We start from the raw sequence: 24,149 nt of genomic DNA on the forward strand, positions 1-24,149 counted from the left end.
CGCTGGGCGCAGCTTTGCTTCGCACGATTAAGGTGAGAAGAGCGCCGCCAAGTCAAGCAATGGGAGGCGTGCCGGATGCGCAAGGCGCATTGCGCAATTCGATGGTGCTCCAGCGCGGAGGCGCGGTAGTATTCCGGCAATATTCCTTCACGAGAAACTGCGGGAGCGCGCGATGGAGCTGAAATTTTCCAAGGTGGAACGCAAGGGGCCGATCACGATCGTGACGCTGTCGCGGCCCGAGGTCTACAACGCGCTGCACACCGACGCGCATTTCGAGCTGCAAAAGGTATTTGACGATTTCTCCGCCGACCCCGAGCAATGGATCGCGGTCGTCACCGGTAGCGGCGATAAGGCGTTCTGCGCCGGCAACGATCTGAAGTGGCAGGCGGCCGGCGGCAAGCGCGGCTGGGACAAGGGCGGCTTTGCCGGCCTCACTGCGCGCTTCGACTGCGACAAGCCGATCATCGCCGCGGTCAACGGCGTCGCCATGGGCGGCGGTTTCGAGATCGCGCTCGCCTGCGACCTCATCATCGCCTCGGAGAACGCGACCTTCGCCCTGCCCGAGCCCCGCGTGGGGCTGGCCGCACTCGCCGGAGGGCTGCATCGGCTGCCGCGGCAGATCGGACTCAAGCGCGCCATGGGCATGATCCTCACCGCGCGCCATGTCAGCGCCAAGGAGGGTCTCGAACTCGGCTTCGTCAACGAGGTGGTGCCGCAGGGCGAGGCGCTCACGGCCGCGCTGCGCTGGGCCGAGATGATCACCAAGAATTCGCCGATGTCGATCCGCGCCTCGAAGCAGGCGATCCAGAAGGGCCTCGGCGTGTCGCTGGAGCAGGCGATCGAGGAGCAGCGGGACTATCCGGCGGTGAAGGCGATGGTGGCCTCGCAGGATTACATCGAGGGACCGAAGGCGTTTGCGGAGAAGCGGCCGCCGAAATGGGTGGGGAAGTAGGGCGGTCTCTCTCCGCCAGTCACGACTCCCAACACCACCGGTGTCATGCCCCGGCTTGACCGGGGCATCCAGTACGCCGCGGCTTCTCGGCTCAATCAATGCCGTCTCTGGAATACTGGATCGCCCGCCTTCGCGGGCGATGACAGCAGAGAGTGTAGTACCGCCTACCCGCCACGCGAGAGTTCGCGTTTGTACGACGCGTAATTCGGCTGATCCACCGCAAGCTTGTCCATGGTCGTCGCCCACAGATGCTCGGCAAGGCCCGGCGTTGCCAGATCGACCTCGCCCTTGGCGATGCGCTCGGCGAGTGCGCGGTTGAGATCGGTCACCGAGCCGTCGGTGCCGAGCAGAGCACGCAGCCGCTCCACCTCCGCGGCGTCGCTCCCCTCCTCCCGCGTCAACTGCCTTGTCACGAGATCGAGGATGTTGATGGCCACGCGCAGCTTGAAGGCCTGGTGGCCGGAGATCAGCGGCGCGATGTCGTTGCGGAGGAAATCGGCGACCGACTTCGTCAGCTCGATCGGGGTCGGCTCGTCCTGCATGGTCAACTCCCCCGCGGCGCCAGCAGCCGCAACAGATCGATCTCGGTCTCGGAAGCGCGACGGCCGATCATGGCGCGTTCCATCGAATGGTCCGGACTTTCGCGAAAGCGCTGCATCATGCCGCCGCACATGATGCCCCAGCGCAGCGTGCCCATCACTTCCCAGAATTTGACACGCGATGGATCGACCTTGCGCCCAGCCGCCTCATAGCCGGTAAACAGCTCCTGACGCGAGCCAAAGCCGCCGACCGGCTTGTCGATCTCGCCAAAGCGCCAGGAGTTGACGCAGACCCAGCCGAGATCCTCCATGGGATCGCCGAGATGGGCGAGCTCCCAGTCCAGCACCGCGCGCACGCCGTCGGCGCCAATGATGAGATTGCCGTTGCGGAAATCGCCATGCACCAGCGTCGTCTCGGCCGAAGGGCCCGGATCGTGGTCGCGGAGCCAGCGCAGCGCCAGCTCGAAGACGGGTTTGGGCCAGTCCAGGCTGCGATAATCGCGTTCGAACTCAGAGATCTCCTCCGTCGCGGACCGGCTGCGCAGCTCGGGCAATTTGTCCCGCGGCAGCCCGTGCAGCTTCGCGAGCACGCCGCCGATCTGCCGTGCGAGACGCGGCCGCGCCGCCGCAAACTCGTCGTCGCGCAGAATCTTGCGCGCGATGGTTTCGCCCTCGACCCGCTGCATGATGAAGCCGGTGCCGAGATCGTCGTCCGGCGTGAGCACATGCATCACGCGCGGCGACGGCACGCCGGCCTCATAGGCAAGCTGCATCAGCTGCGCTTCCGCGTCGAGACCTGCCGCGCGCGTCGGCGCCGCGCCATACCCCTTCGGCGAGCGGCGCAGGATCGCACCGATCGGCCCGTCGGGATGCACGATGTCGAAGCGCCAGGTCTCCTGGCTGGCGCCGCCGGACAGCTTGGCCGCGCCGGTCACGCCGGTCGCCCCCTCGCACCAGCGCGCAACGCTGCGGGAAAGCTCAGCCTCGATCATTTGCCCTTGAACTGCGCCGGACGCTTCTCCAGGAAGGCGCCAACACCTTCGCGGAAATCATCCGTGTCGCCGGCACGGAGCTGGCACTGAAATTCGAGATTGAGCTGATCCTCGAAGGAATTCTCCGGGCTGTCCCAGTACAGCTTGCGGATCAGCGACAGCGCGACCGTCGGGCCGCTGGCGAGGTCGCGCGCAAGCTTCATCGCCTCCTCCATCAGCACGCCGTCATCATAGACGCGATTCACAAGGCCCCATTCCAGCGCCTTATCGGGCGGGAGCCGCTCGCCCATCAACGACAATTCGATCGAGCGTGCCTTGCCGATCAGCCGCGGCAAGAGCCAGGTCGAGCCGCAATCCGGCACCAGACCGATGCGGCGGAACGCTTGCAGGAAATAGGACGAGCGCGCGCACAGGATCATGTCGCCGAGCAGCGCGAAGCTCATGCCGGCGCCGGCCGCCGGGCCGTTGACCGCGGTCACGATCGGGCAATGCAGATTGCGGATGCGGCGCAGGAAGGGATGGAAGCCGGTCTCGAGCGTCAGGCCGGCCTTGGTCTTCTTCGACTGGTTGTTGCGGCCCTGGAGATTCGCCCCGGTGCAGAACGCCCGCCCTGCGCCCGTCAGCACCACGCAGCGCACCTCGTCCTTCTTCTCCTCGATCGTGTCGAGCGCTTCTGAGAGACCGCCCAGCATGTCCACGGAGACCGCGTTCATCACCTCCTGATGGTCGAGCTTGAGGATCGCGACCGAACCATCGAGATCGAGCGTGACGTGTTTGAACTGCATGGTTTCCTCGTGAGTTGCGGCCTGCACCAGTTTCGCAGACCGGAATTGCTTTTGCCGGGGCGCATATTTGATTTTTGGCGCGGTCTTGTCCATGGTGATCGGAGCATAGCAAGCAATCTTGCGCGCAGCGGCTGATGCGCACGAAGCAAAAAACAGGAAACGCGCCATGAACCTTTTCGACCTTTCGGGACGCGTCGCCGTGATCACCGGCGGCAATGGCGGCATCGGGCTGGGCATCGCGCAGGCGCTCGCCGGCCAGGGCTGCAACGTCTCGATCTGGGGCCGGAATGCTGACAAGAACAAGGCCGCTGCCGCGAGCCTGGCCGGGCTATCAGGCAAGGTCGACACGCGGGTCTGCGACGTCACCGACCCGACCTCGGTCAACGCCGCGATGAAGGCCACGCTCGACACATTCGGCCGGGTCGACGGCTGCTTCGCCAATGCCGGCATCGGCGGCGGCGGCCGGCGCTCCTTTATCGAACGCACCGAGGAAGAATGGCGCACGATGTTTGCGACCAATCTCGACGGCGTGTTCCACGCGTTCCAGGCTGCCGCAAAACACATGACCGCGCGCGCCGAGGCCGGCGATCGCTTCGGCCGGCTGGTGGCGACTTCGAGCCTCGCCTCGATCTTCGGCACCGCGCGCAACGAGCACTATGCCGCGACCAAGGCCGCGATCAACGCGCTGGTGCGTGCGCTCGGCGTCGAGCTGGCGCGTCACGGCGTCACCGCGAACGCGATCCTGCCGGGCTGGATCAAGAGCGACATGACCTCGGGCCTGATGGCCAACGAGAAATTCGTCGCCAACGTGATGCCGCGAATTCCGGTGCGGCGCTTCGGCGAGGCCAGCGACTTCGGCGGCATCGCGGTGTATCTGATGAGCAAGGCCTCGTCGTACCACACGGCGGATACGTTCGTGATCGACGGCGGTTATACGGCGTTCTGATTCTCGTAGCCCGGATGGAGCGCAGCGCAATCCGGGACCGCCAAAAGCAAACAAGACCCGGATTACGCTTCGCTCCATCCGGGCTACAAATCATAATGAGGGGAACGGCAAATGTTTTCACACGTGATGATCGGCACCAACGACCTCGACAAGGCCAAGACGTTCTACGACAATTTGCTGTCCACGCTCGAGGTGCGGCCGGCGCGGGTCGACGGCCATCGCATCTTCTACATTACCAAGACCGGCGTGTTCTCGGTCACAAAGCCGATCAACGGCGAAGCGGCGACGCCTGCGAATGGCGGCACCATCGGCTTTGCCGCCAACTCGCCGGAACAGGTCAATGCATGGCATACGGCCGGCATCGCCGCCGGCGGCGTTCCTTGCGAAGATCCTCCTGGTATCCGTCAAGGCCCGGGCGTCAACCTCTATATTGCCTATTTGCGTGACCTCGACGGCAACAAGATCTGCGCGATGCACCGGATGGCAAGCTAGGCCGGCCGCAACCACCGCTGTCATGCCCCGGCTTGACCGGGGCATCCAGTACGCCGCAGCTTCTCGATAGATCACATACGCCTCGGAGTACTGGATCGCCCGATCAAGTCGGGCGATGACAGCGAGAATGCCGCCCATTCAAACAACATTTCAAACGTCCGCGATATTCCATCGCATGGCATGGCTCGCGTTGGAAAAAATGCGCGCTCGCACTTTGGCGACGCTGCGACTATTCTCCGGCGCAACGCGATCTCAGCGACCCCGGGAGGAACAATGACAAAACACACCTATATTCCCCGCACCACCAACTACACCCTCAATCCCGGCGACGAGCTCAACGACCTCAGGATGTCGGACCAGATCCGGCCGCTCTACGATCACGTCAGGAAGTTCATCCGCGACACCGTCGAGCCGATGTCGACCGAATTCGCCAAGGCCGGCGAAGGCAAAGAGGATCGCTGGAGCTTCACGCCGAAGCAGCTCGAGGTGCTGGAGAAGGCCAAGAACAAGGCCAAGCAGGAAGGCCTCTGGAACTTCTTCCTGCCCGACGACGAGACCGGCCAGGGCCTGAAGAATCTCGACTACGCCTATATCGCATCCGAGCTCGGCAAGAGCCCACTGGCATCGGAGAGCATGAACTGTTCGGCGCCTGATACCGGCAACATGGAGGTGCTGGAGCGCGTCGGCACCAAGGAGCAGAAGGAGAAGTGGCTGAAGCCGCTGATGAACGGCGAGATCCGCTCCGCCTATGTCATGACCGAGCCGAACGTCGCCTCCTCCGATGCCAAGAACATCTCGACCAGCGCCAAGCTCGTCGGCGACGAATGGGTCATCAACGGCGAGAAATATTACATCTCCGGCGTCGGCGATCCCCGCTGCAAGATCCTCATCGTAATGGTGAAGACCAATCCGGACGCGGCGCCGAGCAAGCAGCAGTCGCAGATTCTGGTGCCGCGCGACACGCCCGGCGTCGAGGTGCTCGGTCCCATGTACGTGTTCGGCCAGGACCACGCGCCGCGCGGCCACATGCACATGCGCTTCAACAACGTGCGCGTGCCCAAGGAGAACATTCTGCTCGGCGAAGGCCGCGGCTTCGAGATCTCGCAGCTTCGGCTAGGCCCGGGCCGCATCCATCACTGCATGCGCACTATCGGCAAGGCCGAGAAGGCGCTCGATTTGATGGTGCAGCGTGGCCTCACCCGCGAAGCCTTCGGCAAGAAGATCGCCCATCTCGGCGGCAATATGCAGATCATCGCGCAGGCGCGCTGCGAGATCGAGGCGATGCGGCTGATGGTGCTGAAGGCCGCCAAGGCCATGGACGTGCTCGGCAACAAGGAGGCCCGCGTCTGGGTCTCCATGGTTAAGGCCATGGTGCCAGAGCGCGCCTGCAAGATCATCGACCAGTCGATCCAGATGCACGGCGCCACCGGTATCTCGCACTGGACCCCGCTCGCCGAAATGTACCAGGACGTCCGCCATCTCCGTTTCGCGGACGGCCCGGACGAGGTGCATTGGATGGTGGTGGGACGCCACGAGCTGAGCATGGCGTGAGGTCCTTCTTCCCCCTCTCCCCACTTGCGGGGAGAAGGTTGGGATGAAGGACTACGACGCGGCCACCTCGCCGATCTTGTCCTGCGTCTTGGTCTCGAAATCGCTGGCGTCATGCCGCTCGTGAAGCTGGCTGGCGGGATCTCCGGAGACACGGTTGACCATGCGGCCGCGCTTGACGGCCGGGCGCTTGGCGATCTGGTCGGTCCAGCGCTGCACGTGCTTGTAGTCCTGCACGGACAGGAATTCGCCGGCGCCGTAGACCAGCCCCTTGGCGAGCGCGCCGTACCAGGGCCACACCGCCATGTCGGCGATGGTGTATTCGCTGCCGGCGAGATATTCGTTGTCGGCGAGCCGGCGGTCGAGCACGTCGAGCTGGCGCTTGGTTTCCATCGCGAAACGGTCGATGGCATATTCGATCTTGGTCGGCGCGTAAGCGTAGAAATGGCCGAAGCCGCCGCCGAGATAGGGCGCGCTGCCCATCTGCCAGAACAGCCACGACATCGCTTCAGTGCGGCTCTTGATGTCCTTCGGCAGGAAGGCGCCGAACTTTTCGGCGAGGTAGAACAGGATAGAGCCGGACTCGAACACCCGGATCGGCTCCGGGCCGGAGCGGTCCATCAGCGCCGGGATCTTGGAATTCGGATTGATGTCGACAAAGCCGCTGCCGAACTGGTCGCCGTTACCGATTCTGATCAGCCAAGCGTCGTATTCCGCGCCCTTGTGGCCGAGCGCCAGAAGCTCCTCCAGCATCACGGTGACCTTGACGCCGTTCGGCGTCGCCAGCGAATAGAGCTGGAAGGGATGCTTGCCGACCGGCAGCTCCTTGTCATGGGTGGGACCGGCGATCGGGCGGTTGATGCTGGCGAACTGTCCGCCGTTCTCCTTGTTCCAGGTCCAGACCTTGGGCGGCACGTAGGCGGGGGTGTCGGTCATGCGAGGGCTCCGGCAAAAAGATGCGTCTGCATTAATTAGCCCGCGGACGGCGGATGGCAAGCCCTGCCGGCCCTGCGTCCGGCGCGGGCCTCGCGACCGCGTCATGCGTCCGACGTTGCCGAGGACGGCCATCACGAGAAGCCGCATCTGTCGAGCCGGGCGTACGGCTTCGCGCAACACGGCGTGTGCACGCAAGATGCGCCGCCAAATCCGGATTGGCATAGCGCAAGACGATGGTCTAGCGTCGATGAGCCTTCGCTCAAGATTGCGACAACAGCAACGCGAGGCCGCCGGGAGAGAACGATGAAATCGCCGATCTGCGACATGCTGGGCATCGATTTCCCGCTGCTCGCCTTCAGCCATTGCCGCGATGTCGTCGCGGCTGTCAGCCGCGCCGGTGGGTTTGGCGTGTTAGGTGCGACCGTGCACACGCCGGATACGCTCGAACGCGAGCTGAGATGGATCGACAAGCACGTTGACGGCAAGCCTTACGGCGTCGACGTGCTGATCCCCGAAAACATCTCGACTGCGGGCGAGAAGGACGTCACCTGGAAGAGCCTTGAGGCGCGCGTGCCACAGGAGCACCGCAACTACACGCGCAATCTCCTGAAGAAATACGACATCGAACTCACGACCACCGAGGTCGCCGACAACCAGCCGCAGCCGTTCGATGGCAGGACCGCGCTGGAGCTGCTGGAGGTCTCGTTCAACCACCCGATCCGCCTGATCGCCAATGCGCTCGGCGTGCCGCCGAAGGCCATGATCGAGATGGGCAGGAAGCACGGCGTGCCGGTCGCGGCCCTGGTCGGCGCCAAGGAGCACGCGCTGCGCCAGGTCGCGGCCGGCGTCGATATCCTCGTGGTCCAGGGCACCGAAGCTGGCGGCCATTGCGGCGAGGTCTCGACCATGGTGCTGGTGCCCGAGGTGATCAAGGCGATCAAGAATATCCGCGACGTGCCGGTGCTGGCGGCCGGCGGCATCATGACGGGACGACAGATGGCGGCCTGCATGGCGATGGGTGCCGCGGGCGCCTGGACCGGCTCGGTGTGGCTTGCGACCGTCGAGTCCGAGACCACGGAGATCTTTCGCGAGAAGATGATCGCGGCATCGTCGCGCGATGCGGTGCGCTCTAAGGGCCGCACTGGAAAGCCGGCACGGCAACTTCGTTCGGTCTGGACCGACGCCTGGGACCGCGCAGCCGAGAGCCCCGGCGCATTGCCGATGCCGCTGCAAAGTATCGTCAGCCGCGACGCCTTCAACTCGATCGACCGCGCCGCGGCGGGCGGCAACGCCAAGGCGCGCGATCTCGTGAGTTACTTCGTCGGCCAGGGCGTCGGGCTGATCGACAGCGTGAAGTCGGCCGGTGCGGTGGTGCAGGAGTTCAAGGAAGAGTTTGCCGAAGCCGTCGAGCACATGAATGCGCTGGTGGCGGAGTGATTGCCACACACCGTCATTGCGAGCGCAGCGAAGCAATCCAGACTACCATCGCGGAAAGACCCTGATTGCTTCGCTACGCGCGCAATGACAAAAAACTGACATCGTGAATTGAAGCATGACAGATAAGAAGCATACCCCCGAAGACCGCATCCCCGTCATCGTCGGCGTCGGCGAGATCGTCGACCGTCCCAAGGAGGTCACCGATGGCCTCGAGCCGCTCGACCTGCTCGAACAGGCGCTGCGGCGCGCGGAAGCAGATGCCGGCGCAAAGCTGCTCGACGAGGTGCAATCGCTCGATATCGTCAACTTCCTGAGCTGGCGCTATCGCGATCCGGAGCAGCTGCTGGCGCAACGGCTCGGCATCACGCCTTCGCATTGCTATTACGGCCCGGTCGGCGGCGAGAGCCCGATCCGCTACATCCACGAGGCAGCAAAGCGCATTGCGCGCGGCGAATGCAGCGTCGCCGCGGTTTGCGGCGCGGAGGCACAGTCGACGGCGACCAAGGCGGAGCGCGCCGGGGCAAAGCTGCCATGGACCCCGTTCGCCCATGACGTCGAGGAGCCGAAGCGCGGCGCGGCGTTCCAGAAGCCGCTGGCCGTGAAGCTCGGCGTGTTCCGCCCCGTCACCGTCTATCCGTTCTACGAAGCGGCATCGTCCGCCCATTGGGGACAGACGCCGCGCGAGGCGATGGCAGAGTCGGGTACACTATGGTCACGCTATTCCGAGGCCGCCGCGCAGAATCCCAACGCCTGGCTGAAGCGGCGCTATACGCCTGACGAAATCACGACGCCCACCGCGGACAACCGTCTCATCGCGTGGCCTTACAACAAGCTCATGGTTGCCAACCCGAGCGTCAACATGGGCGGCGCGCTGCTGCTGACCAGCCTCGCCAAAGCGCGTGCGGCCGGCATCGCCGATGACAGACTGGTCTATCCGCTCGGCGGCGCCTCGGCCGAGGAGCCGCGCGACTATCTCTTGCGCGACCACTTTTACGAGAGCCATCCGCAGAACGCCGTTTTGAAGGCCGTGATGGATCTCGCCGGCGGTGACAGCAAGACGTTCGACGCGCTCGAGCTCTATAGCTGCTTTCCGTGCGTGCCCAAGATGGCGCGGCGGACGCTGGGTCTAGGTGCGGACGTGCAGCCGACCGTAACAGGCGGCCTCACCTTCTTCGGCGCGCCGCTCAACACTTACATGACCCATGCGGCCTGCGCGATGGTGCGGCGTGTGCGGGACGGCGCAAAGCTCGGCCTGCTCTACGGCCAGGGCGGCTTCGTCACCAAGCATCATGCGCTGGTGGTGTCGAAGGCGCCGCCGCGTGAAGCATTGGCACAGGAGACGAGCGTGCAGGCGGCGGCGGACAGCAACAAGCGCGCGGTGCCGGAGTTCGTCACGGATGTCTCAGGCAAGGGCAAGGTGGAGAGCTTTACGGTGCTCTACGGCCGCGGCGGCGAGGTCGAACATGGCGTGGTGATGCTGCGGACGGAAAACGATAGGCGCACGCTGGCGCGAATTCCCGCGAGCGATGCGGCAACGCTGGCGCATCTGCTCGACATGGATCGCACGCCGGTGGGTTCGCTCGGCGAGATCACGATGACGGTAGATGGCGTGCCGGAATGGAGGGTGGCGTAGCTCTCGTAGGGTGGGCAAAGGCGCTCTTGCGCCGTGCCCACCAATCTTTTTTAGGATCGCAGAGAGATGGTGGGCACGCTTCGCTTTGCCCACCCTACGAAACCGAGGCTACCCCTTCGGCGCCTGCTTCTCCGACGCCGTCGCGGGCTTGCCCTTGGCGCCGGCGCCGGTCACGCGGACCTGGTCGCCGTCGGAGAGGCCGTCCGGTGGTGCCGTGATGACGCGGTCATCCGCTGCAATTCCCGAGGCGAGCTCGATCTCCTTGCCAAGATCGCGGGCGATGGTCACGGGCTTGAACAGGACCTTGTCGTCCGGACCGACGGTTGCGACGCGCAGGCCGCTGCCGTTGAAGATCAGCGCACTGGCGGGAATGCTGAGCGGCGCGGCGTCGCGCTGCAGGCTGAGCTTCACGCTAGCATAGCCGCCGGGCATCAGCTCGCCTGAGGAATTGTCGAGACCGAGCTGCATGCGCGTCGTGCCGGAGGCGACGTCAACCGCCTGCGAGGAGGCCTCCACCGTCGCCTGGAAGGTCCGGTTCGGATACTCCGGCAGCACGATGGCGGCCTTGGCGCCGATCTTGATCGCGGGCACGTAGTTCTGGGGCACGTTGATGTAGACGCGCAGCTTGGTGATGTCGGAGACCACGAACATTGCCGGGCCCGAGCCGCCGCCTGAATTGATCAGCGCACCGACGTCGGTGTCGCGCGCCGTGACCACACCGTCAAACGGAGCGGTGATCTTCTTGTAACCGGCCAGCGCTTCGAGGCGCTCGACGTTGGCCTGGCCCGAGCGAACCGCCGCGTTCTTGTTGGAGAGATCGGCGGTACGCTCGTCGATCTCCTGCGCGGAGACGAAGTTGGAGGCGACCAGCGTCTTGCGGCGGTTGAGGGTGGCTTCCGACAGCCTGGCGCTGGACTGCTGGCTGGCGAGGTCGGCGCGGGCCTGAAGCAGTTGCTGGTCGAGGTCGGGCGCCTCGATCTCGGCGATCACCTGACCGGCCTTCACCCGCGCACCGATGTCAGCGCTCCAGCTTTTGAGATAGCCGGGAACACGGGCAAAGATCGGCGCGCGATAATAGGCTTCGAGACGGCCCGGCAAGTCGATGGTCGCATTGAGAGCCTTGGCATTAGGCAGCGTCACCGCGACGCTGGGAACAGCCTGATCATCGGTCCATGCCTTCAATTTGGAGCCCTGCTCCTCGCGGGCGCGGATGCCGGTGCCCACGACCAAGCCGGCCGCGATTAGCGCCACCACGCCGAAAATGCCCAGTTTCCGGTGCGACACCGGGGAGCGGGGTTCAGTGGGCGACATGCGGGGGCTCCAGGGAGGCGGCGCCTTTGGCGCCTTGCTTCTTGTGTACCATACTGAACACCACGGGAACGAACATCAGCGTGGCGAAGGTTGCAAAGATCAGGCCGCCGATCACGGCACGGCCGAGCGGCGCATTCTGCTCGCCGCCCTCGCCGAGCCCCAGCGCCATGGGCGCCATGCCGATGATCATGGCGAGCGCGGTCATCAGCACCGGGCGGAACCGGACGAAGCCGGCTTCGAGCGCCGCGGCGATGGGATCGCCGAGCTCTTCGTAGCGCTCGCGGGCGAACGAGATCACGAGCACGCTGTTGGCGGTGGCAACGCCCATGCACATGATCGCGCCGGTCAGCGCCGGCACCGACAGCGTCGTCTCGGTGGCGAACAGCATCCAGACGATGCCGGCGAGTGCTGCGGGCAACGCCGTGATGATCACGAAGGGATCGGACCAGGACTGGAAGTTCACGACGATCAGGAAATAGATCAGGACGACCGCGCCAAGCAGGCCGAACAACAAGCCGGTGAAGGCGCTGTTCATGGTCTGCACCTGGCCGAGCAGCACCACGGAAGAGCCTTTCGGCACCTCCTTGGCGGTGTCGGCGATCACCTGGCGGATGTCGGTCGCGACCGCACCGAGATCGCGGCCCGAGGTCGTGGCGAAGATCTGCACCATCGACTGGATGTCGTATTGCGAGACCACCGCGCTCGAAGTCGATCGCTTGATATCGGCGATGCCGCCGAGGATCGGCGACTGCGAATTGCCGGCCGCCGTGATCGGCAACGTCTGAAGCGCGCTGAGCGAATCCATCTGGTATTGCGGCGTCTGCATCACGATCGAATAGGATACGCCGTTGTCCGGATTGAGGTAGTAGGTCGGCGCCACCTGCGAGGAGCCGGCAAGGTTGACCACGAGACTGTTGGTGACGTCACGCTCGGTCAGCCCGACATACTGCGCGCGGGTGCGGTCGACATCGATATTGAAGGTCGGATTGTTCGGTGACTGCTGGATGCGCGCATCGGCGACGCCGGGAATCCTGCGAACCTTGGCCAGCAGATTGTTGGCATAAACGAAGTTGGCGCTGATATTGGCGCCGCGGATCTGCAGGTCGATCGGCGCCGGCGCGCCGAAGTTCAGGATCTGGCTGACGATGTCGGCCGGCAGGAAGGCAAAGCTGACGCCGGGGAACAGCCGCGGCAATTGCTCACGCAGCACGCGCACATGCTCTTCGGTCGGCTTGTGGCCTTCCTTCAGCTTGATCTGGATGTCGCCATCCTGCGGGCCGATCACGCCGGTGTTGTTGTAGGTCATGTTGATGCCGGAGATCGGCATGCCGATGTTGTCGGTCAGCGTTTCGATCTCACCCGGGATCAGCTTGCGGATCGCCTTCTGCACGTCGGCGAGCTGGTTCGCTGTCTCCTCGACGCGGGTGCCGACCTGGGTGCGGACGTGCATCAGGATGTTGCCGGCATCGACCGCGGGGAAGAAGTTGCGTCCGAGGAACGGGACCAGCGCGAAGGACGCGCTGACCACGCAGAGGAAGCCGATCACGAACACCGGACGGTGCGCGAGCGCGAGCCCGAGGAAATTGTGGTAGCCGCCGCGAATGCGCTCGAAGCGAGCCTCGAAACCGCGCTGGAACCAGACCAGTGGATTGCGCGACTTCGGCGGACCGTTCTCGTGATGGACATGCGCCTGCAATAAATAGTTCGCCATGGTCGGCACCAGCGTGCGCGACAGCAGGAACGACCAGATCATCGCGAACATCACCGCTTCCGCCATCGGCACGAACAGGAAGCGCGCCACGCCGGTGAGGAAGAACATCGGCACGAACACGATGCAGATGCAGAGCAGCGAGACGAAGGCCGGCGTCACGATCTGGTTGGCGCCGTCGAGGATCGACTGCTCGACCGGCTTGCCCTGCTCCAGATGGTAGTTGATGTTCTCGATCGTGACCGTGGCATCGTCGACGAGGATGCCGACCGCGAGCGCCAGGCCGCCGAGCGTCATGATGTTCAGCGTCTCCCCGATCGCCGACAGCATGATGATGGCGCCGAGCACCGAGAGCGGGATCGAGACCGCAATGATCACAGTCGAGCGCCAGCTGCCGAGGAACAGCAGGATCATGACGCTGGTGAGCAGCGCCGCGATCACGCCCTCGAACGCGACGCCTTCGATGGCGCCGCGGACGAACACCGACTGATCGCCGATGAAGCCGATCTTGAGCGCGTCCGGCAGCTGGTCCTTGACGTCGATCACCTTCTGCTTGATGCCCGCGATGATGTCGAGCGTCGAGGTCGCGCCCGCCTTCAGCACCATCATCAGCACCGAGCGGTTGCCGTCGACATGGACGATGTTGGTCTGCGGCGGGTTGCCGTCCCTGACGGTCGCGACGTCGCGCACATAGACCATCGCGCCGTTGACGGTCTTGATCGGCAGATTGCCGAGCTCCTCGATCTTCAGCGGCGAGTTGTTGAGCTGGATGATATATTCGAACTGCCCGATCTTCTGGGTGCCGACCGGCGTGATCAGGTTCTGGGCCGCGAGCGCGTTGGCGACGTCCTGGCCGGACAGGCCGCGGGCCTGGAGCGCGGTCGGGTCGAGGTCGATCTGGACCTGGCGCTGCTTGCCGCCGAACGGGTACGGGATCGCGGCGCCGGGCACGGTGACCAACGGCGTACGGAGCTGGTTGATGCCGATATCGGCGAGGTTCTGCTCGGTGAGGCCATCGCCCGAGAGCGCCACCTGGACGATCGGCACGGTGGAGGCGGAGTAGTTCAGGATCAGAGGGGGCGTCGCGCCCGGCGGCATCTGCTTGATCAGCGTCTGCGAGATCGCGGTGACCTGCGCGTTGGCGGTGCGGATGTCGACGTTCGGCTGGAAGAAGATCTTGATGATGCCAAAGCCGTTATAGGAATTGGCGGTGATGTGCTCGATGTCGTTGACCGTTGTCGTCAGCGCGCGCTGGAACGGCGTGGTGATGCGGCCCGACATCTGATCGGGCGGCAGGCCGGTGTATTGCCAGACCACGCCGATCACAGGGATGCGGATGTCCGGGAAGATGTCGGTCGGCGTCCGCAGCGCCGCCAGCGGTCCGATGATCAGGAGCAGGAGCGCGAGCACGACAAACGTGTAGGGCCGGCTCAGGGCAATACGGACCAGAGCAATCATTCGTTGGGCAATTCCAGATCAGGGACAGGAAACACCGCCCCCGCGGGTTCCTCGGCTGATTTACCTGAAGACCGCCCGAATGGCCAACGGCACTGCGTCACGAGCGGTCAATTCCCTGCTATCGCACTGCGAAATAGCATTCCAGATATGCACCTCGCGCCGAAAGATGACGGGAGACAGCTTTCATGTGCGCAAAAAAAGCGGCGCCCAAAGGCGCCGCTTTCGAACAATGCCGTGATTTTCAGCTTACGCCGTGCGGACGCAGTTACGCCGCGCGAACGTTGGTCAGGAACTTGCTGACCTCGGTCTTGAGCCGGCCGGAGTCGTTGGAGAGTATCTGTGCCGCCGACAGCACCTGCGAGGAGGCCGTGCCGGTCTCGGTTGCGCCGCGCTGCACGTCGGTGATGTTGGAGGAGACCTGCTGGGTGCCCTGCGCCGCCTGCTGGACATTGCGGGCAATCTCCTGGGTTGCCGCGCCCTGCTCTTCCACGGCCGCGGCGATCGCCGACGAGATCTCCGACAGACGCTCGATGGTCGAGGAGATCTCCTTGATGGCGCCGACCGAGTCGTTGGTCGCCGCCTGGATGCCGGAGATCTGCTGGCCGATCTCACCGGTCGCCTTCGCGGTCTGCTCGGCGAGCGCCTTCACCTCGGAGGCGACGACCGCAAAGCCGCGGCCGGCTTCGCCGGCACGTGCGGCTTCGATGGTCGCGTTCAGCGCCAGAAGGTTGGTCTGGCCGGCGATGGTGTTGATGAGCTCGACGACGTCGCCGATGCGCGAGGCCGCCTTCGAGAGCTCGCTGACGCGTTCGGTGGTGGCGCGGGCCTGGCCGACGGCATCGCCCGCCATGCGCGCCGATTCCTGGACCTGGCGGCTGATCTCGCCGACGGACGAGGCCATCTCCTCGGTCGCCGAGGCCACCGACTGCACGTTGGTCGAGGCTTCCTCCGACGCTCCGGCAACGGTGGTCGCCAGCCGCTGGGAGCGGTCGGCGGTCGAGGTCAGCGTCGAGGCCGAGGCTTCCAGCTGGGTCGAGGCCGACGACACGGTCTGGACGATCTCGCCGATCATCGTTTCGAATTCGCGGGTAATGTTGTCGACGCGGCGGCCGCGCTCGATCTTGGCTTCGGCATCGGCGGCGGCAGCCTCGTCGGCGGCCTTTTTGGCGATCAGCGCTTCCTTGAAGATCTGGAGCACGTCGGCCATGGCGCCGATCTCCGTCTTCTCACCGCGATGAGGGACTTCGGCGGAAAGGTCGCCCTTGCCCAGCGCCTGCATCGGCTCGGTAATCGAGTTGATGCCGTTCGAGACGTCCTGGACCAGGTAGAAGCCAACGCCGGAGCCGACAAGGACGGCGGCGCCGAGAATGATCGCGACCAGCATGAAGGCATAATAGTAGCTGTTGGCGGCATCCTGCGCGGCCTGGTCGCCACCTTTGGTGTTGAGCTCGATGTCCTTGCGCAGGACCTCGTCGGCCTGAAGCCCGATCTTGTTGACCGTCTTGGTGTTCAGATCATGCGCCTCGTGCGGGACCTTGCCGGCCTCCTTGCGCGACAGCGCCATGACCTCCTGGGTCCCCTTCTTGTACTCCTCCCAGAGCTTCGACCATTCACGGTAGAGTGCCCGTTCTTCAGGCGAGGTGATCATGTCCTCGTAAGTTTTGCGGAATTTGGCATTGGCCTCGATCACGGTCGCGAGCGTCTTTTCCATCGCGAGCTTCTCGTCCAGCGTTCCCGGAAGCATGTGCTCTCGAATGACGTTGCGGTAAGTGATCACGCCGGCACGCAGGTCGCCGAGCACGCGCACGCTGGGCATCCAGCTCGTGGTGATGTCGACGGTGTTGGCATTCATCGACCGCATCTTCATGACGGCGAGCAGGCCCATGCCGGCCATCGCGACCAGCAGGAACGCCACGACACTGATGATCTTGGCACGAATGGAAATGGTGGCGAGCATAGACGAGTCTCTTTGTGCTGGAGCGGTGGCGCGCCCGGAGTTTTACGAATCAACCAAAGGGAGCAGCACCGACATCCAACACCTAGAGCACTTGAGCAGATGTAAACACGACTCCGTACAACTACGAAAGCCCGAAACAAATGAACATGGCGCTAAAAATGCCCTGCGTTCAGCGCATGAGCCTAAGCGCGTCGGAGAAAAACTCCGCGCCGCCGAAATTTCCGGACTTCAAGGCGAGCAGCATGTCGCTTTTTTCAGCACCGACCGCGCGCAGCACCGGGACGCCCGCCGCAATCTCTACTCCGACGAGAAATCCCGGAATCTTCAATCGGTCGACCACGGCGCCGGATGTCTCCCCGCCGGCAACGACCAGTCGCTTGACGCCGGCCCGCACCAGACCTTCGGCAATGTCGGCCATCGCCTGCTCGATGGCGTGACCGGCCGCGTCGCGACCACGGCGCGCCTGGAGCGCGGCGACCTGATCCGGCGTCGAGCTCGATGCGATCAGGACCGGACCCTCCGCCAGTCGGGGCTTCGCCCAGGCCAGAGCGCGCTGGGCCTCGTCCTCGCCCGTAGTAATACGGTCCGGATCGAGATGCAGCACCGGCATGACGCGCTCGGCATTGGCGATCTGCTGGAGCGTCGCCTGCGAGCAGCTTCCGGCAAGGCACGCCGCCGGTCCTCCGACCGCTGCCCCCGCCTCGCTGGTCGCCGCGGTCGATGTGACCTTGCCTGTCGACACCAGCGCCCGCGCCAGCCCAAGACCCATGCCGGAAGCGCCGACCGACAGCCGATGCTGGGCAGCGACGAGGCCGATGGTTTCGAGGTCGCGATCGAAGACGGCATCGATGATCGCCGCGCCAATGCCTTTGCCGGCGAGTTCGGCCAGCCGCGTCCGCACGGCATCCGCGCCGCGCGTGACGGTGGCGAGATCGACCAGGCCGATTTGCGTCTTGCTCTGGCGCGTCAGCACACGCACCAGGTTGGAATCGTGCATCGGGTTGAGCGGATGGTCCTTCAGCGGGCTCTCGTTCAGCGGCACGGCGCCCACGAACAGATTGCCCTGGTAGACGGTGCGGCCGGTCTCCGGGAAAGCCGGCGTCACCAGCACGGCCGTCTCGCCGCAATCGGCGCGCAGCGCGTCCATCACCGGGCCGATATTGCCCGCATCGGTGGAATCGAAGGTCGAGCAGATCTTGAACAGCACGTGGCTTGCGCCGCGGCCGCGCAGCCATGTCTCGGCCGCGCGCGAGCGCGACACGGCAAGGTTGGCCTCGATCGAACGGCTCTTCAAGGACACCACGACGGCGTCGACCTCGGGCAGCGCGAGATCGTCCGCGGGCACGCCGATGGTCTGCACCGTGCGCAGGCCGGCGCGCGTCAGCGTGTTGGCGAGGTCGGAGGCGCCGGTGTAGTCGTCGGCAATGCAGCCAAGAGATATTTTCGCTGCAAATGTCACGGCTTCACTCCCGCATAAGGCCTGAACCAGGCGAGGCCGTCGGTGGTCTTGCCTCGCGGATTATATTCGCAGCCGACGAAGCCGGCATAACCGAGCCGGTCGAGTTCGTCGAACAGGAACGGATAGTTCAGCTCCTCGCCGTCAGGCTCGTTGCGCGAGGGAATGCTGGCGATCTGGATGTGACCGATCACCGGCATCATCTCGCGCAGCCGCATCGTAACGTCGCCATGGATGATCTGGCAGTGATAAATGTCGAACTGGAGTTTCAGGTTCGGAAGCCGCAGCTCCTGGATCAGGTCGCGCGCGAAGCCGAAATCATTGAGGAAATAGCCGGGCACGTTGCGCGCATTGATCGGCTCGAGCACGATGTCGATGCCGTGCGGCGCAAAGAACTCGGCGGCCCACGCCACTGATTTGTAGAACGCCTCGATCGCGACGCGCTCGCCACGGTTGGCGATGCCCGCCATCAAATGCAGCCGCTTGACGCCGGTCGCCTTGGCGTAGGGCAGCGCAGTTTCCAGGCTCGCCTTCAGCTCGGGGAATCGCGACGGGAGCGCCGCAAAGCCCTTCTCGCCGGCATTCCAGTCGCCCGGTGGCAGGTTGAACAGCGCCTGAGTCAAGCCGTTGCGCTTGAGCCGCTCGCCGACCGCCTCGGCCGAATGCTCATAGGGAAAGAGAAACTCGACTGCGGTGAAGCCGGCTGCGGCAGCGGCGTCGAAGCGGTCGAGGAACGGCACCTCGGTGAACATCATCGAGAGATTGGCGGCAAAACGGGGCATCGGAATCCTCTTATCCTTTACTTGTCGCCGGGCAGTTTCACGCCGGTGACCCGCGCATACATCCGCGCCACCGACGCATCATCGTCGCGGCCCATGCCGGAGGCTGCCGTCATCAAGAACATCTGAAGTGCTGCGGCGGAGACCGGAACCGGGAATCTGGCACTGCGCGCCATATCCTGGATGATGCCGAGATCCTTGACGAAGATCTCGACCGCACTGCGCGGCGTGTAATCGCCGTCGAGCACGTGCGGCATGCGGTTCTCGAACATCCAGGAGTTTCCGGCGGACGCCGTGATCACCTCATAGACCTTGCGGATGTCGAGACCCTGCTTGGCCGCGAACGCGATCGCCTCGCTGGCAGCGGCGATATGCACGCCGGCGAGCAGCTGGTTGATCATCTTGAAGGCGGCGCCCTGGCCTGCGGCATCGCCAAGCTCGTAGAGCTTCGCGGCCATGGCATCGAGCGCGGGCCGCGCTTTCTCAAACGCAGCCGGACTGCCGGAGGCAAGGATCGTCAGCTCGCCCTGCGCTGCGCGCTGCGCCCCGCCGGAGATCGGTGCATCCAGATAGTGCTGGCCGGTCGCCTCCAGCTGCTTGGCGAGACGCCGAGCCACGTCGGGATCCATAGTCGCCGACGACAGGAAGACGCTGTCCTTCGCCATGGTTTCGGCGACGCCATCCTTGCCGAACAGGATCGTCTCGGTCTGCGCGGCATTGACGACGACGCTGACGACGATGTCGGCGCCCTTGGCAGCTTCGGCCGGCGTCTTGGCGCCGGCGCCGCCCTCCGTCACGAAGCGCGCGACCGCATCAGCCGAGACGTCGCAGCCGGTGACGACATGACCGGCGCGCTTCAGCGAGCTCGCCATGCCGAACCCCATCGAGCCGAGCCCGATGACGGCGATGCGCTGATTCTGTGACGTGGAGGCGGACATACAACTGATCCTTGCAACGTTTCCCGGACGGCCGCCTTTTGCGGCAGCTTGGCAACCGAATAACACGGCTTGGCCGCGCTGCCAAAGCGTGAGACAAACGGACATGACGGCCATGAGCAACGAGACATTGCTGCGCGAAGACATTTGCCGCTTCGGACGGTCCCTGTTCGAGCGTGGGCTGACGCCCGGCTCCTCCGGCAATATCAGCGCCAGGCTGGACGGCGGCGGCTGGCTGGTGACGCCGACCAATGCCTCGTTCGGCTTCCTCGATCCCGCAAAACTGTCGCGGCTGGACGATCAGGGCCGACTGGTTTCGGGCGATGCGCCGACCAAGGAAGTTCCGCTGCACAATGCACTCTACGCCACGCGCGGGAGCGCAAGGGCGATCGTGCATCTGCATTCCACCCATTCGGTCGCGCTGTCGATGCTGCCGGAGATTGACCCGCGCGCCGCGCTGCCGCCGATGACCGCTTATTATCTGATGAAATGCGGCGCCACCGCGCTCGTGCCTTATTACCGCCCTGGCGATCCCGCGGTCGCCGATGCGATCAGGGGTCTGGCGGGGGAATATTCGTCCGTGCTGCTCGCCAATCACGGTCCGGTCGTCGCGGGCGACACGCTGGAAGCAGCCGTGTTCGCAACCGAGGAGCTGGAAGAGACGGCGAAGCTGTACCTGCTGTTACGCGGGCTGAACCCACGGTATTTGTCGCCGGAGCAGGTGGCGGATCTGGTGAAGGTGTTCGGGGTGACACTTCCGGCGCACCGGCACGAGGAATGAGCCTCGTGCAGCCGCGGGCGAACTAACCCCCCCTACTCCGCTGTCATTCCCCGCGAAGGCGGGGAATCCAGTACGCCGCGGCTTCTCGGCTCAATCACAACGGCCTCTGGAATACTGGATCGCCCGCCTTTGCGGGCGATGACGCCGAGTGTGTTGCGCGAGTCGTGCCCAACGCTTCGCAACTACAGCCCCAAATACGCCTTGCGCACGTCCGGATTGCCCTTGATCTCGCTTGCGGCGCCCTGCATCAGCACGCGGCCGGTTTGCAGGATGTAGGCGCGGTCGGCGATCTCCAGGCACTCCGCCATGCGTTGCTCCACGATCAGCACGGTCATGCCGGCGTCGCGGATGCGCTTGACGGCCTGGAAGATCTCGTCGACCAGCTTCGGCATGATGCCCTGCGAGGGCTCGTCCAGCATCAACAGCCGCGGGCGCGTCATCAGCGCACGGCCGATCGCGAGCATCTGCTGCTCGCCGCCGCTTAGCGTCTCGGCGCGCTGCTCGAGGCGTTCGGAGAGGCGCGGAAATAGCTGGAACACGAGATCGAGCGGGCTCTCGCGGTCGGCCTCGCCGCGGTAGAGATAGCTGCCGAGGCGCAGATTGTCGCGCACGGAGAGGCGCGGAAACAAGCGGCGGTTCTCCGGCACATAGGCGATGCCGGTCGCCGTGATGTGGTGCTGCGCCATGCCGTCGAGGCGCTTGCCGTCGAACGTCACCGTGCCCGAGCGCGGGCGCTCGGCGCCGGCGATGGATTTCAGCAGCGTCGACTTGCCCGCGCCGTTGGCGCCGGCGACGCAGACGATCTCGCCCTTGGCGACTTCGATGCTGACCGCGAAGATCGCGACCAGGCCCTGATAGGCGGTCGTGACTTCACGCACCGACAGCATGACGATCTCCCAGATATGCGCTGATCACCTTGGGATCGCGGACGATTTCAGTGGGCTTGCCCTCGACCAGCACCTTGCCGAGGTCGAGCACGATGGCACGATCGACCAGCGGCATCACGATCTCCATGACGTGCTCGACCATCAGCACGGTGATGCCGGCGTCACGCACCTTGCGCACCAGCGCGACACCGGTCTGCGCCTCGGTCGGCGTAAGACCAGTGAGGACTTCGTCGAGCAGCAGCAGCTTTGGTTCAGTCGCAAGCGCGCGCGCGACTTCGAGGCGGCGCTTTTCGGCCGGCACGAGGTCGCTCGCGAGCACGTTGGCGCGCGCAGCAAGGCCGGTGAATTCGAGCACCTCATGCGCCTTGCGGCGTGCCTCGCGCATCACGGTGTTGCGCACCAGCGCACCGACGATGACGTTGTCGATCACCGTCATGGTCTCGAAGCTCTTGACGACCTGGAAGGTGCGCCCGATGCCGCGCTGGCAGCGCTCGGCGGCCGGCATGCTGGTGACATCCTCGCCGTCGAACCAGATCGAGCCTTGCGTCGGCGGCAGCACGCCGGCGATGAGATTGAACAGCGTCGACTTGCCGGCACCATTCGGGCCGATCAGGCCGACGATCTCGCCGCGACCCACAGAGATCGAGACGTCGCTGTTGGCGACGAGGCCGCCGAAACGCTGCCAGACGCCGCGGGTTTCAAGCAGCGGGGTCATCGCGTGGCTCCCTTCCGCTTCGCACGAGAGAACAGGCTCACCAGACCCTGCGGCAGGGCGAGCGAAATCAGCACGATCAGCGTGCCGTAGACAATGAGGTCGACGCCGCGGCCGGAGCCGCCGATATAGGAGCGCGTCAGCTCCGTCATCGGGATCAGGATGGCCGCCCCTAACACGGGTCCCCAGAGGGTGCCGATGCCGCCAAGCACGGCGGGCAACGCCATCAGCAGCGAGAACTGGAAGCCCATCACGCTTTCAGGATCGATATAGGCGAGAAACTGGGCATAGAAGGCGCCGCCGATGGCGACGAGGAAAGCGGAGACGGCGGCCGCGCCCATTTTGGAGTTGAACACGACGACACCGAGGCTCTCGGCCGCTTCCGCATTGTCCTTTACCGCGCGCCACCAGAAGCCCCATTTGGAGTCCTCCAGCCACCAGGTGACGAACCAGGCGAGGCTGCACAGCACCAGCGCGAAATAAAAGTAAGGCAGCTTGCTGCGCATGAACTGGAACTTCAGCCAGCTGTCGCCGCGCACCGGAATGGTGATTCCCATCGCAGCCCCCGCCCATTCCCAATTCTGGAACAACAGCAGCCCGATCTCGGCGATAACGATGGTCGCGATCACGAAGTAATGGCCGCGCAACCGAAAGAAGGGATAGCCGAGCCCCATCGCAATCGCGGCCGCGACCGCGCCGCCGGCGAGCATGCCGAACCATGGCAGCACGCCGAACTTGGTGAACAGGAGTTCGGTGGTGTAGGCGCCGATGCCGAAATAGAGCGCATGTCCCAGCGAGATCTGCCCGCAATAGCCAGAGAGAATGTTCCAGCTCTGCGACAGCGCCGCATACATCAAGGTCAGGATCAGGATGTTCTGGACGTAGACGTCCTTGATGAACAGCGGAGCGAGCGCCGCCAGGGCGGTCAGCACCGCGGCGATGATGAGGTCGCGGCGGCGCCGCGCGGCAAAATCCTTGTCCATCACATCGATCCGAACAGGCCACGCGGCCGGATGAAGACGACCAGCAGGTAGACGGCGTAGATGCCGACCGATTTCAGCGACGGCGGCAGCACCAGCGCGGTGGTGGCCTCGACGAGGCCCACGATGATCCCGCCGGCGAACGCGCCGAACACGCTGCCGAAGCCGCCGAGCGCGACCGTGACGTAGGCGATCAGCGCAAAGGACGCGCCGACGTCGGGATAGATATAGAAGAAGCTTGCCATGATCGCTCCGGCGAGGCCGACCAGCGCGGCACCAAGCCCCCAGCCGAGCGCGAACACGCGGTTCTTGTCGATGCCGACGAGGGCCACCGCGCCGGGATCTTCACGGGTGGCCTCCAGCGCGCGACCGAAATCGGTGCGATGGATGAAGAAGTAGAGGCCAGCAAAGGCCAGGATCGAAACCAGCGCACCCATGAGCTGCGGCTCCGGCAGGAAGACGCCGGCGATCGAGATCGTCTTGCCGCCGAGCCAGGACTGCGGAACGCTGCGATAGTCAGGCGTGAAGAAGAACTGCGCGAGGCCGCGCATCACGATGGCGAGGCCAAAGGTGGAGAAGATCTGCACCATGCCCGCGTTGGCCTTGGCCCGCATGGCGAAGCGCACGATCAACAGATAGACGACCGCTCCGAATACGAACAGCGCGGCGGCCACGAGCGGCGCCGACAGCAAGGGGTCGATGGCGAAGAACGTGAACAGGAAGAAGCTCACATACATCGCGATCATCAGGAACTCCCCGTGAGCGAAGTTCACGACGTCCATCAGGCCGAAGATCAGCGCGAGGCCGACGGCGATCAGTCCGTAGAGCAGGCCCATGAGGAGGCCGCTCGCGAGACTTTGGATAATGGTTTGGGCTGTCAAAAGTCTGTCCCCCGAACTACGTCCTCATCCTGAGGAGCGCGCAC

At 64.7% G+C, this 24,149-nt stretch carries 21 protein-coding genes; 7 read left to right on the forward strand and 14 right to left on the reverse strand.

The features are described 5' to 3' along the window. Positions 1 to 172 precede the first annotated feature (172 nt). Complete coding sequence (locus IVA93_RS25845; protein ID WP_247363456.1) at positions 173 to 952, forward strand: enoyl-CoA hydratase-related protein; 780 nt, start codon at positions 173 to 175, stop codon at positions 950 to 952. Between the two features lie 164 nt (positions 953 to 1,116). Here the strand turns inward: IVA93_RS25845 and IVA93_RS25850 are convergent, their stop codons facing one another. From IVA93_RS25850 to IVA93_RS25860, 3 genes are read right to left on the reverse strand one after another with little or no spacing between them, the layout of a single operon-like run. After that, positions 1,117 to 1,494, reverse strand: coding sequence for a DUF6285 domain-containing protein (locus IVA93_RS25850; RefSeq protein ID WP_247363457.1), 378 nt, complete (start codon positions 1,492 to 1,494; stop codon positions 1,117 to 1,119). A 2-nt stretch (positions 1,495 to 1,496) separates the two neighbouring features. Continuing rightward, entirely contained in the window at positions 1,497 to 2,483 is a 987-nt protein-coding gene (locus tag IVA93_RS25855; RefSeq protein ID WP_247363458.1) for a phosphotransferase family protein, read from the reverse strand. After that, the gene (locus IVA93_RS25860) at positions 2,480 to 3,268 is read right to left on the reverse strand and encodes an enoyl-CoA hydratase/isomerase (protein ID WP_247363459.1); all 789 of its coding nucleotides are present in this window, start codon (positions 3,266 to 3,268) and stop codon (positions 2,480 to 2,482) included. Before IVA93_RS25860 ends, IVA93_RS25855 begins: the two co-directional genes overlap by 4 nt. 166 nt (positions 3,269 to 3,434) lie before the next feature. Between IVA93_RS25860 and IVA93_RS25865 the strand changes: the two genes are divergently transcribed. The 3 genes from IVA93_RS25865 to IVA93_RS25875 all read left to right on the forward strand — a co-directional run bounded on the left by IVA93_RS25865 (position 3,435) and on the right by IVA93_RS25875 (position 6,257). Next, positions 3,435 to 4,214, forward strand: a complete 780-nt coding sequence (locus IVA93_RS25865; RefSeq protein WP_204510639.1) for an SDR family NAD(P)-dependent oxidoreductase — start codon at positions 3,435 to 3,437, stop codon at positions 4,212 to 4,214. A 111-nt stretch (positions 4,215 to 4,325) separates the two neighbouring features. Beyond that, the gene (locus tag IVA93_RS25870) at positions 4,326 to 4,706 is read left to right on the forward strand and encodes a VOC family protein (RefSeq protein WP_247363460.1); all 381 of its coding nucleotides are present in this window, start codon (positions 4,326 to 4,328) and stop codon (positions 4,704 to 4,706) included. A 273-nt stretch (positions 4,707 to 4,979) separates the two neighbouring features. Further along, entirely contained in the window at positions 4,980 to 6,257 is a 1,278-nt protein-coding gene (locus IVA93_RS25875) for an acyl-CoA dehydrogenase family protein (RefSeq protein WP_247363461.1), read from the forward strand. Between the two features lie 51 nt (positions 6,258 to 6,308). On the opposite strand, the gene yghU is transcribed toward IVA93_RS25875, so the two are convergent. Continuing rightward, positions 6,309 to 7,190 (reverse strand): glutathione-dependent disulfide-bond oxidoreductase, encoded by an 882-nt coding sequence (gene yghU / locus IVA93_RS25880; RefSeq protein ID WP_085362319.1) that lies wholly within the window; start codon positions 7,188 to 7,190, stop codon positions 6,309 to 6,311. 303 nt (positions 7,191 to 7,493) lie between these two features. On the opposite strand from yghU, the gene IVA93_RS25885 reads away from it, so the two are divergent. Continuing rightward, on the forward strand, positions 7,494 to 8,627 hold the full coding sequence (locus IVA93_RS25885; RefSeq protein WP_018456978.1) for a nitronate monooxygenase: 1,134 nt from the start codon (positions 7,494 to 7,496) through the stop codon (positions 8,625 to 8,627). A 115-nt stretch (positions 8,628 to 8,742) separates the two neighbouring features. Further along, positions 8,743 to 10,260: an acetyl-CoA acetyltransferase gene (locus IVA93_RS25890; protein WP_247363462.1), complete on the forward strand. Its 1,518-nt coding sequence runs from the start codon at positions 8,743 to 8,745 to the stop codon at positions 10,258 to 10,260. A 108-nt stretch (positions 10,261 to 10,368) separates the two neighbouring features. Here IVA93_RS25890 and IVA93_RS25895 read toward each other — a convergent pair whose 3' ends face one another. The 6 genes from IVA93_RS25895 to ltnD form a co-directional block, all read right to left on the reverse strand. Then, a complete protein-coding gene (locus IVA93_RS25895; protein ID WP_247363463.1) occupies positions 10,369 to 11,571 on the reverse strand; it encodes an efflux RND transporter periplasmic adaptor subunit in 1,203 nt (400 codons plus the stop codon). Further along, entirely contained in the window at positions 11,558 to 14,737 is a 3,180-nt protein-coding gene (locus IVA93_RS25900; protein ID WP_247368185.1) for an efflux RND transporter permease subunit, read from the reverse strand. The genes IVA93_RS25895 and IVA93_RS25900 overlap by 14 nt, the downstream gene beginning before the upstream one ends. Before the next feature lie 265 nt (positions 14,738 to 15,002). Further along, on the reverse strand, positions 15,003 to 16,694 hold the full coding sequence (locus IVA93_RS25905) for a methyl-accepting chemotaxis protein (RefSeq protein WP_247539568.1): 1,692 nt from the start codon (positions 16,692 to 16,694) through the stop codon (positions 15,003 to 15,005). A gap of 169 nt (positions 16,695 to 16,863) precedes the next feature. Next, positions 16,864 to 18,153: a 3-oxo-tetronate kinase gene (gene otnK / locus IVA93_RS25910; protein ID WP_247363466.1), complete on the reverse strand. Its 1,290-nt coding sequence runs from the start codon at positions 18,151 to 18,153 to the stop codon at positions 16,864 to 16,866. Continuing rightward, complete coding sequence (gene otnI, locus IVA93_RS25915) at positions 18,150 to 18,932, reverse strand: 2-oxo-tetronate isomerase (RefSeq protein WP_085352176.1); 783 nt, start codon at positions 18,930 to 18,932, stop codon at positions 18,150 to 18,152. Before otnI ends, otnK begins: the two co-directional genes overlap by 4 nt. Positions 18,933 to 18,949: 17 nt before the next feature. Beyond that, on the reverse strand, positions 18,950 to 19,867 hold the full coding sequence (gene ltnD, locus IVA93_RS25920) for an L-threonate dehydrogenase (RefSeq protein ID WP_247363467.1): 918 nt from the start codon (positions 19,865 to 19,867) through the stop codon (positions 18,950 to 18,952). A 103-nt stretch (positions 19,868 to 19,970) separates the two neighbouring features. Here ltnD and otnC point away from each other — a divergent pair, with 103 nt between their 5' ends. Then, the gene (gene otnC, locus IVA93_RS25925; RefSeq protein WP_247363468.1) at positions 19,971 to 20,645 is read left to right on the forward strand and encodes a 3-oxo-tetronate 4-phosphate decarboxylase; all 675 of its coding nucleotides are present in this window, start codon (positions 19,971 to 19,973) and stop codon (positions 20,643 to 20,645) included. Positions 20,646 to 20,827: 182 nt separating this feature from the next. Here the strand turns inward: otnC and IVA93_RS25930 are convergent, their stop codons facing one another. Genes IVA93_RS25930 through IVA93_RS25945 form a run of 4 tightly spaced genes read right to left on the reverse strand, consistent with a single transcriptional unit; the run spans position 20,828 to position 24,105 of the window. Further along, positions 20,828 to 21,532: an ABC transporter ATP-binding protein gene (locus tag IVA93_RS25930; RefSeq protein ID WP_018456987.1), complete on the reverse strand. Its 705-nt coding sequence runs from the start codon at positions 21,530 to 21,532 to the stop codon at positions 20,828 to 20,830. Continuing rightward, positions 21,516 to 22,247: an ABC transporter ATP-binding protein gene (locus tag IVA93_RS25935; RefSeq protein ID WP_018456988.1), complete on the reverse strand. Its 732-nt coding sequence runs from the start codon at positions 22,245 to 22,247 to the stop codon at positions 21,516 to 21,518. Before IVA93_RS25935 ends, IVA93_RS25930 begins: the two co-directional genes overlap by 17 nt. Next, complete coding sequence (locus IVA93_RS25940) at positions 22,244 to 23,227, reverse strand: branched-chain amino acid ABC transporter permease (RefSeq protein ID WP_018456989.1); 984 nt, start codon at positions 23,225 to 23,227, stop codon at positions 22,244 to 22,246. The genes IVA93_RS25935 and IVA93_RS25940 overlap by 4 nt, the downstream gene beginning before the upstream one ends. Next, the gene (locus IVA93_RS25945; RefSeq protein WP_026233279.1) at positions 23,227 to 24,105 is read right to left on the reverse strand and encodes a branched-chain amino acid ABC transporter permease; all 879 of its coding nucleotides are present in this window, start codon (positions 24,103 to 24,105) and stop codon (positions 23,227 to 23,229) included. The genes IVA93_RS25940 and IVA93_RS25945 overlap by 1 nt, the downstream gene beginning before the upstream one ends. Positions 24,106 to 24,149: the final 44 nt, after the last annotated feature.

The sequence above is a fragment of the Bradyrhizobium sp. 155 genome (assembly GCF_023101105.1).
GTDB classification, from domain to species: Bacteria; Pseudomonadota; Alphaproteobacteria; order Rhizobiales; family Xanthobacteraceae; genus Bradyrhizobium; species Bradyrhizobium canariense_D.